Source organism: Kribbella sp. NPDC050820 (assembly GCF_040653975.1).
Lineage (GTDB): Bacteria > Actinomycetota > Actinomycetes > Propionibacteriales > Kribbellaceae > Kribbella.
The window spans coordinates 1-7,171 of the sequence record NZ_JBFAHB010000147.1; the positions used below are offsets into that span (position 1 = coordinate 1).

Annotated in this window: 7 protein-coding genes and 7 tRNA genes; 7 read left to right on the forward strand and 7 right to left on the reverse strand. The window is 66.9% G+C overall.

The window, feature by feature from the left end; translation table 11 throughout:
* Positions 1–16: 16 nt before the first annotated feature.
* The 4 genes from AB0H36_RS47605 to AB0H36_RS47620 all read right to left on the reverse strand — a co-directional run bounded on the left by AB0H36_RS47605 (position 17) and on the right by AB0H36_RS47620 (position 1,322).
* Positions 17–88: transfer RNA gene (locus AB0H36_RS47605), tRNA-Val, on the reverse strand.
* A 30-nt stretch (positions 89–118) separates the two neighbouring features.
* A tRNA-Cys gene (locus AB0H36_RS47610) sits at positions 119–190 on the reverse strand.
* A gap of 14 nt (positions 191–204) precedes the next feature.
* A tRNA-Gly gene (locus AB0H36_RS47615) sits at positions 205–277 on the reverse strand.
* Between the two features lie 178 nt (positions 278–455).
* Positions 456–1,322 (reverse strand): sigma-70 family RNA polymerase sigma factor, encoded by an 867-nt coding sequence (locus tag AB0H36_RS47620; protein WP_360538893.1) that lies wholly within the window; start codon positions 1,320–1,322, stop codon positions 456–458.
* 97 nt (positions 1,323–1,419) lie between these two features.
* Here AB0H36_RS47620 and AB0H36_RS47625 point away from each other — a divergent pair, with 97 nt between their 5' ends.
* Positions 1,420–1,872: a pyridoxamine 5'-phosphate oxidase family protein gene (locus AB0H36_RS47625; RefSeq protein ID WP_360538896.1), complete on the forward strand. Its 453-nt coding sequence runs from the start codon at positions 1,420–1,422 to the stop codon at positions 1,870–1,872.
* Positions 1,873–1,938: 66 nt separating this feature from the next.
* Positions 1,939–2,916 carry an aldo/keto reductase gene (locus tag AB0H36_RS47630; protein ID WP_360538899.1) on the forward strand — a complete coding sequence of 326 codons (978 nt, stop codon included), beginning with the start codon at positions 1,939–1,941 and terminating at the stop codon, positions 2,914–2,916.
* A gap of 6 nt (positions 2,917–2,922) precedes the next feature.
* Here the strand turns inward: AB0H36_RS47630 and AB0H36_RS47635 are convergent, their stop codons facing one another.
* Positions 2,923–4,044, reverse strand: a complete 1,122-nt coding sequence (locus tag AB0H36_RS47635) for a helix-turn-helix transcriptional regulator (RefSeq protein WP_360538902.1) — start codon at positions 4,042–4,044, stop codon at positions 2,923–2,925.
* 135 nt (positions 4,045–4,179) lie between these two features.
* On the opposite strand from AB0H36_RS47635, the gene AB0H36_RS47640 reads away from it, so the two are divergent.
* Positions 4,180–4,602, forward strand: coding sequence for an ester cyclase (locus AB0H36_RS47640; RefSeq protein WP_360538905.1), 423 nt, complete (start codon positions 4,180–4,182; stop codon positions 4,600–4,602).
* Positions 4,603–4,994: 392 nt separating this feature from the next.
* Here AB0H36_RS47640 and AB0H36_RS47645 read toward each other — a convergent pair.
* Positions 4,995–5,066, reverse strand: a tRNA-Val gene (locus tag AB0H36_RS47645).
* A gap of 132 nt (positions 5,067–5,198) precedes the next feature.
* On the opposite strand from AB0H36_RS47645, the gene AB0H36_RS47650 reads away from it, so the two are divergent.
* Positions 5,199–5,759 carry a CGNR zinc finger domain-containing protein gene (locus AB0H36_RS47650; protein ID WP_360538907.1) on the forward strand — a complete coding sequence of 187 codons (561 nt, stop codon included), beginning with the start codon at positions 5,199–5,201 and terminating at the stop codon, positions 5,757–5,759.
* A gap of 121 nt (positions 5,760–5,880) precedes the next feature.
* On the opposite strand, the gene AB0H36_RS47655 is transcribed toward AB0H36_RS47650, so the two are convergent.
* Positions 5,881–6,699 (reverse strand): aminotransferase class IV, encoded by an 819-nt coding sequence (locus tag AB0H36_RS47655; RefSeq protein WP_360538910.1) that lies wholly within the window; start codon positions 6,697–6,699, stop codon positions 5,881–5,883.
* Positions 6,700–6,874: 175 nt separating this feature from the next.
* Between AB0H36_RS47655 and AB0H36_RS47660 the strand changes: the two genes are divergently transcribed.
* The 3 genes from AB0H36_RS47660 (at position 6,875) to AB0H36_RS47670 (ending at position 7,155) form a co-directional block, all read left to right on the forward strand.
* Positions 6,875–6,947: transfer RNA gene (locus AB0H36_RS47660), tRNA-Gly, on the forward strand.
* Between the two features lie 32 nt (positions 6,948–6,979).
* A tRNA-Cys gene (locus AB0H36_RS47665) sits at positions 6,980–7,050 on the forward strand.
* 33 nt (positions 7,051–7,083) lie between these two features.
* A tRNA-Val gene (locus AB0H36_RS47670) sits at positions 7,084–7,155 on the forward strand.
* Positions 7,156–7,171 lie beyond the last annotated feature (16 nt).

The window sequence follows — 7,171 nt, forward strand, 5'->3', positions numbered from 1 at the left end:
TCGCCCATCGCCTTCGTGGACGATACTGGGATCGAACCAGTGACCTCTTCCGTGTCAGGGAAGCGCGCTACCGCTGCGCCAATCGTCCAAGACCATCAACTGAAACCCTGGGGTTCCGAGGTGGAGACGGGATTCGAACCCGTGTAGACGGCTTTGCAGGCCGTTGCCTGAACCTCTCGGCCACTCCACCAGTGAAATGCTCCGAGCGGACGACCGGGTTCGAACCGGCGACCTCAACCTTGGCAAGGTTGCGCTCTACCAACTGAGCTACGTCCGCATCGCTCCGGCGTTGTTCTGCTCGGTGCGAGAGCAGAACAGTAGCGCACTTTTCCCGTTCGCAAAAACCAGATTCCGGGGTGTCGCAGTCCGGACGGTCCGAGCGTGGATTTCGTCACACAAGTAACACCAGCCCCACCGGTCAACAGGTCGCCGGCAGCAGTACGACGTACCTCCCCTCAGCCCTGCAACGGCGCCAGCTCGACCTCCGCCAGGTACTCCGGATCACCCAGCAGTTCGATCGCGGTGATCCGCCCGCCGGCGATCGTGAAGTTGAAGACGACCTGCGGCTCCCCCCGTAGCGACCACACCGCACCCGGCAGCCCATCGACGAGCGAGAGCCGAGCGCCCGCCGCGCGGCCGGAGAACGACTGAGCAACGGCCGCCGCACCCCGCAGCTGACTCGCACCCCGCGCCAGCACCGCCTCGTCAGCACGCAGCTCCACATCGGGATCGAGTACGGCGAGCAACGCCTCGAAGTCGCCACCCCGCGAAGCGGCCAGGAACGCGGTCACGAGTTCCTTCTGTCGGATCGCGTCCGCCTCGAGCGGCTCCGGCGTACCTTGCACTCGCCGTCGCGCCCGGCTCGCGACCTGCCGCGCGGCCGCCGGCGACTTGCCCAGGATCGGCGCAATCTCGTCATACGGCACCGCGAACATGTCGTGCAGCACGAACGCCAGCCGCTCGGCCGGCGTCAACGTCTCCAGTACGACGAGCAGCGCAAGCCCGACCGAGTCGGCCTGCACTGCTTCGATTTCCGGATCAGGTACGGCGACGTCCGCAAGCGCGGGGGAGTGGTCGCCGACCGGCTGCTCCGGATGTCCGCGCCGCAGCCGCAGCATGTCGAGACAGATCCGCCCGACCACCGTCGTCAGCCAGCCGCCGAGGTTCTCGATCTCGCCGGCGTCGGAGCGACTGAGCCGGATCCACGTCTCCTGCACGGCATCCTCGGCTTCCGGAGCGGAGCCCAGGATCCGGTACGCCACCGAGCGCAGGTGCTCCCGGTTCTCCTCGAACCGGGCCGCCAGCCAGTCGTGCTCACTCATCTCCACCACATCCCTCTCCGCCAACCGTCACCGCTCTGACGAAGGACCCGCCGTACATGTGACACTGCAGCAGCCCACGACCCCTGAGGAGTTGACGATGACAGAGCCGGCCCGTCCATTGTCGGTGCGGAAACAGGACACGCTGCGCAGGCTCGAGGAGGACGTCGACCTCTGGGTCGCGACCGCGTCGGCGGACGGCGCGCCGTACCTGATGCCGCTGTCCTTCCTCTGGGACGGTTCGACCCTCCTGCTGTCCACGGCGGCCGGCAACCCCACCGCCAAGAACCTCCACGCGAACGCCACGGCCCAACTGACCCTCGGCCACACCCGGGACGTCGTCCACATCACTGCCACCGCGGTGATCCTGGGATCGGACGCGCTGACCCAGTCCGAGGGTGACGCGTTCGCGGCGAAGGCCGGATTCGATCCGCGGGCCGCCAAGTCGCCGTACCCCTATTTCCGCCTGACTCCGACCAGGATCCTGGCCTGGCGCGAGGTCGACGAGCTCGCGAGCCGCACGTTGATGGACGACGGCGTCTGGCTCGTCTGACGGGTTGACCTGGAGTGCGCTCTAGCAGGCAGGCTGAAATGAATCCACCGCTTGAGGGAGCACTCCATGTTGTATCGAACCATTGGCAACCGCCGGGACGTCAGCGCCTTGTGCCTGGGCGCGATGAACTTCGGCAGTACGACGGACCCGGACACCGCGTTCGCGATTCTCGATCGTTTCGTCGAGGCCGGTGGCACGTTCATCGACACGTCCAACAACTACAACCAATGGCACGGCAACGGCGGCGAGAGCGAGGAGCTCCTGGGCCGCTGGATGAAATCGCGAGGCAACCGCGACGAACTCGTGATCGCCACGAAGGTCGGCGCCAAGTCGACCCGCCCCGGCACCCCTGACGACGAGTACTGGGAAGGCCTCAGCGCAACCGCTATCGAGACCGCCGTCAAAGGCAGCCTCGACCGCCTGGGCATCGACCGCATCGACCTGTACTACGCGCACATCGACGACCGGCGAACCCCGCTCGAGGAAACCGTAGCCACCTTCGGCCGGCTCGCCGCCGAAGGCTTCGTAGACCTCATCGGCTGCAGCAACACCACCAGCTGGCGCCTGGACCGAGCCCGCCAGCTAGCTGCCAACCAAGGTGTCGCCCAGTACTCCGTCGTACAGCAGCACCACACCTACCTCTGGCCCAACCCGCCGGCCCTACAAGGCGAAGAGCGTCTAGGCAGCCCCCACTACACCCACGCCGGCGTGGAACACCTCGACTACCTAACCGCCCACCCAGACATGGCCCTGGTCGCGTACTCCCCACTCCTGGCCGGCTCCTACGCCCACCTCGACCGCCCCTTCCCAGCCTCCCGCGGCTACGCCCACCCCACCGCCTACACCCGCTTCGAATCCCTCCGCCACCTGTCCCAATCCCTCAACGCCACGCCCAACCAACTAGTCCTGTCCTGGCTCCTCCACCAACCCCAAACCCTGATCCCCCTCTTCGGTGCCTCCACCCTCCGCCAACTAGAGGAAGCCCTGGATGCCACCACCCTCGAGCTTTCGCCCGAGCACCTCAACCTCCTGCACAACGCGTAGACGCGCTCAGTTGCTGAGCGGCGCGGGACCACCGCGTGATGGTCGCGCAGCAACCCGTCGTACCTCGTTGTCGTGCACACGTGGGTCGTAGTGGTCGACGAACACGGTGCATACGAGATCCCGGCGACTGTGGACGCCGGTCTTCGCGAAGATGCTCTTAAGGTGCTGCTGCACCGTGACCGGCGCGATGACGAGGTCGTCGGCGATCTGCGCGGTGGACTGCCCGATGAGAACCAGCTTGGTGATCTCACGTTCGCGGTGGGTGAGGCCGTAGGCCGCCATCAGCACGCTCGCGATCCGCGCCCGGGCAACGGGTTCGATGATGACGGCCGCGCGTAGGCCGGTCGGTGTTGTGATCGACGTTCCATGAAGGACGAGCCACCTACCCGTGGCGGTGCGGACCCGAGCCAGGGCGGGTCCGTCCCAGCCAGTCGCTCGAGCTGCGACCGACAAGAGCGGGACCGGTGTGCCCTCATGGCCTCCGCTCAACTCTTTCAGCCAGCGTTCTGCCTCTGGGGAGACGGACTCAACCGACAGACCCTCGCCCATTACCACCAGGCCGGGCGCATCGGGCCAGTCGGGCTCGAGGGCTTCGCCCAGCAGCAGGCCGCGGCGCACCCCGTCCGCCAGGTGCGGGCTCACCGAGCCCAGGAAGTCGAGCTCGACGGCGCTGAACGTGTCCTGGCCGGGACTCCTGTTAAGCCGCAGGGATCCCCAGGCCTCACCGGTCTTCGCCCGCAGCGCCACGGCGACCTCTTGCTCGATGCCGTGCGGTCGCAGGTACTCACGGAAGACCGGGCTGCGTTCGGGGCTACCGCCCGTCACCTGATGCAGCGTCTGGACACCCTGACTGTTCGCGAGTACGTCGGCGGTCTTGTTCAGGTCGACCGCCTGGTACTCCCATTCGAGTTGACCGGCGAGGTCGAAGAAGCACTCGCCGTCGAAGTGGACGCTGGTGATCAGGTGGGACGAGGGATCGATGGTGTTCCAGAACGGCGGCGCGCCGCCGACCGGGACGGCGCGACTCAGGGTGTCGCCCGCCGCTTCGAAGAACGCGTGGGTATCGAGTCCCGCGCGGGCGAGCTGACGGATCCGGGCGCCCGCCTCATCCATCGACAGCCGTGCCACCTGGCCTCCAGACCCGAGACACGCTTCAACGGTAATCGACGCCGGCGCCGAGTTGCCAGGTTTCTGGAATGGACGAGCCACCGGTCGCGGACCAGATTTGAGGAGACCGGTTCAGTTCGACCGCGGGGAGACACAATGACTGACGCAGAGCTGATTCGCAGGTACGTCGACCTCTACAACTCCGGCGAGGTCGCCGCCCTGGGGGATTTCTACGCCGCCGACGTGATCCTCGAGGACCCGATGTCCCCCGAACCGATGAAGGGCCGCGAGACAGCACTCGCGACCGCCGCGGCGTTCCGCAGGGCGTTCCCCGACATGGTCTGGACCCTGATCGGTGACCCCGTCGTAGCAAACGAAGCCATCGCCTGGGAACTGCACGCCACCGGCACCATGACAGGCCCCATGCCCGGCCCCACCGGCGAGTTCCCCGCCACCGGCAACTCCTTCGCCATCAACATGGCAATCTTCTGGACCTTCACCCCAGACCACCTGATCGCAACAGAACACGCCTACCTCGACTCAACAGGAATGCTGACCCAACTAGGCCTCACTCCCTGACCCCTTCGCCACAATCGTGGCCCCGCCCCACGGAAGGCCACCACCTCGGCTGTCCCGCTCCCCGACGTACAGCAGAACCGCCGAAACCAACCATCGGCAAGCAACCCCAAAGCCGAGCGAAGCGAAGGCGCCCCAATCCGCGGCGGGCAACCACGGAGCCGAGCGAAGCGAAGGCGCCGGCCAGCGATCCGCGGCGGGCAACCACGGAGCCGAGCGAAGCGAAGGCGCCGGCCAGCGATCCGCGGCGGGCAACCACGGAGCCGAGCGAAGCGAAGGCGCAAGGGGGTGCGGGTGGCGGAGCCCCCGCTCGCGGCAAGCGAAGCGCAGCCGCACAAACGACGAAGGCGACCCGGTCCGCGCTCTCCGCGGACACGAGTCGCCTATCGCCTTCGTGGGCGATACTGGGTTCGAACCAGTGACCTCTTCGGTGTGAACGAAGCGCGCTACCACTGCGCCAATCGCCCGTTCTGGTGTTGCTGGTGTTGTCTTGTGGTGCCTTGCGGGTGAAACCATAGCGCATGATGTCAGCGCCAATCTAATCGGGGCGGGCTACTCTTGCTGCAAGACGGAGACCCCGTCGCGTTGGAGACGTGATTGTGACTTTCTCGCACGACACCGAGCAGGCGCTCGGCACGCTGGTCCGGCTGGTGAACACGCTGCCCGGGCCGAACAGCCAGGTCGACACCATGGAATCGCTCGAGGAACTGGAGAAGTTCGTCCAGGAGCGCGAGTTCAGTGCGGTCGGCACGCTGACGGACAAGGACCTGGCCGACGTTCGTGATCTGCGGCCGTTGTTCGCGCCGGTCTTCACCACGGAATCCGATGCCACGGCGGCGGCGATGATCAACGCGATCGTGGCCCGCGGTACGACGACGCCGCGGCTGACGAACCACGACGGGCACCCGTGGCACATCCACTACTCCCGGGACGGCGCGTCGCTGGCGTGCCGGATCACGGTGGAGTGCGGGATCGCGCTTGCCCAGGTGATCTCGGCCGGGGAACGTGAGCGTCTCCGTCGCTGCGAAGCCCCGGACTGTGACGACGCCCTGATCGATCTGTCCCGGAACCGCTCGAAGCGGTACTGCGACGCCCGCACCTGCGGCAACCGCCTGCACGTCGCCGCCTACCGCGAACGCCGCAAAGCCTCAGGCGAATAGCCGGCCCAAACAGCTCTCCGTGCACCAGGCGGAGAGCTGTTCTACTACTGCGCCCTGCACGGCGCACCCGTGAGTCTGTCCTGCCCGGGGTCGTGACTGGTCGGGGCCGTTGCCTGGCGGCTTACGGGTTTGAGTCTTTGGCCGAGCGCTCGGCGAAGGTCTTCGCGACTTCGGCGGTGATCGGGCCCGGAGCCGGCAGGTCGCGGTCGTCGACACGCTGGATGGCTTGGACGTCGCGAGTGGTGGATGTGAGGAAGATCTCGTCAGCCTCGAACAGCTGTGCCAGCGGTACGTCGCGCTCGGTGGCGCCGTACCACTCCAGGACCAGGGCGCGGGTGACGCCGGCCAGGGCGCCGGACTCGAGCGTCGGGGTGACGAGCTCGCCGCCGTACACGCAGAAGATGTTGGCGCCGGTGCCCTCGCACAGGTTGCCGAGCGTGTTGGCGAAGATCGCCTCGCTGGCGCCGCGCTCCTTGGCGAAGGCGAGGGCCCGGACGTTCTCGGCGTACGACGTCGTCTTCAGGCCGGCCACCGCGCTCCGCTCATTACGGATCCACGGGACCGTGACGATCGCCGAGACCGGGCCGGGGCGCTTGATCGGGTCGGACGCGACCACGATCGTCGGGCCCGACGTACCGCGATCGGACGACAGCGGGGAGACACCGCCCGTGTACGTGATCCGGAGCCGGCCGAACGGGATGTCCGGGTCGGCCTTCACGACCGTCGCGATGCCCTCCTCGACGTACGCGACATCCGGCTCCGGGAGGCCGAGGCCGACCGCCGACCGGACCAGGCGCTGCAGGTGCCGGGTCACCGCGAACGGGCGCCCGTCGACGATCTTGATCGTCTCGAACACCCCGTCGCCCGTGGTCAGTCCATGGTCCAGCGGCGAGACGACCGCCTGGTCGTCCTGCAGGGTGCCGTTCAGCCAGATGCGCATTGGTGCTCCTTCCGCAGAACACCTTAGTCCTAAGGCGATTCGCGACCATCAGGCTGTCCACAGGTGACCAGTTGATGACGGTGGGTCGACGTTGCGGGGACCCCGATTTTTCAACTCCGGGGGAGATGGGCTAATGTTCTTCTCGCGCCGGGGGAACGAAAAACCCGGTCGCAGCGCGGACGTAGCTCAGTTGGTAGAGCGCAACCTTGCCAAGGTTGAGGTCGCCGGTTCGAACCCGGTCGTCCGCTCGGAGAGGGTTCGGCAGGCCAGCTTTCTCACTGGTGGAGTGGCCGAGAGGCGAGGCAACGGCCTGCAAAGCCGTGTACACGGGTTCGAATCCCGTCTCCACCTCGGAACCCACCGCAGGTTTCAGTTGGTGGTCTTGGACGATTGGCGCAGCGGTAGCGCGCTTCCCTGACACGGAAGAGGTCACTGGTTCGATCCCAGTATCGTCCACGAAGGCGATGGGCGA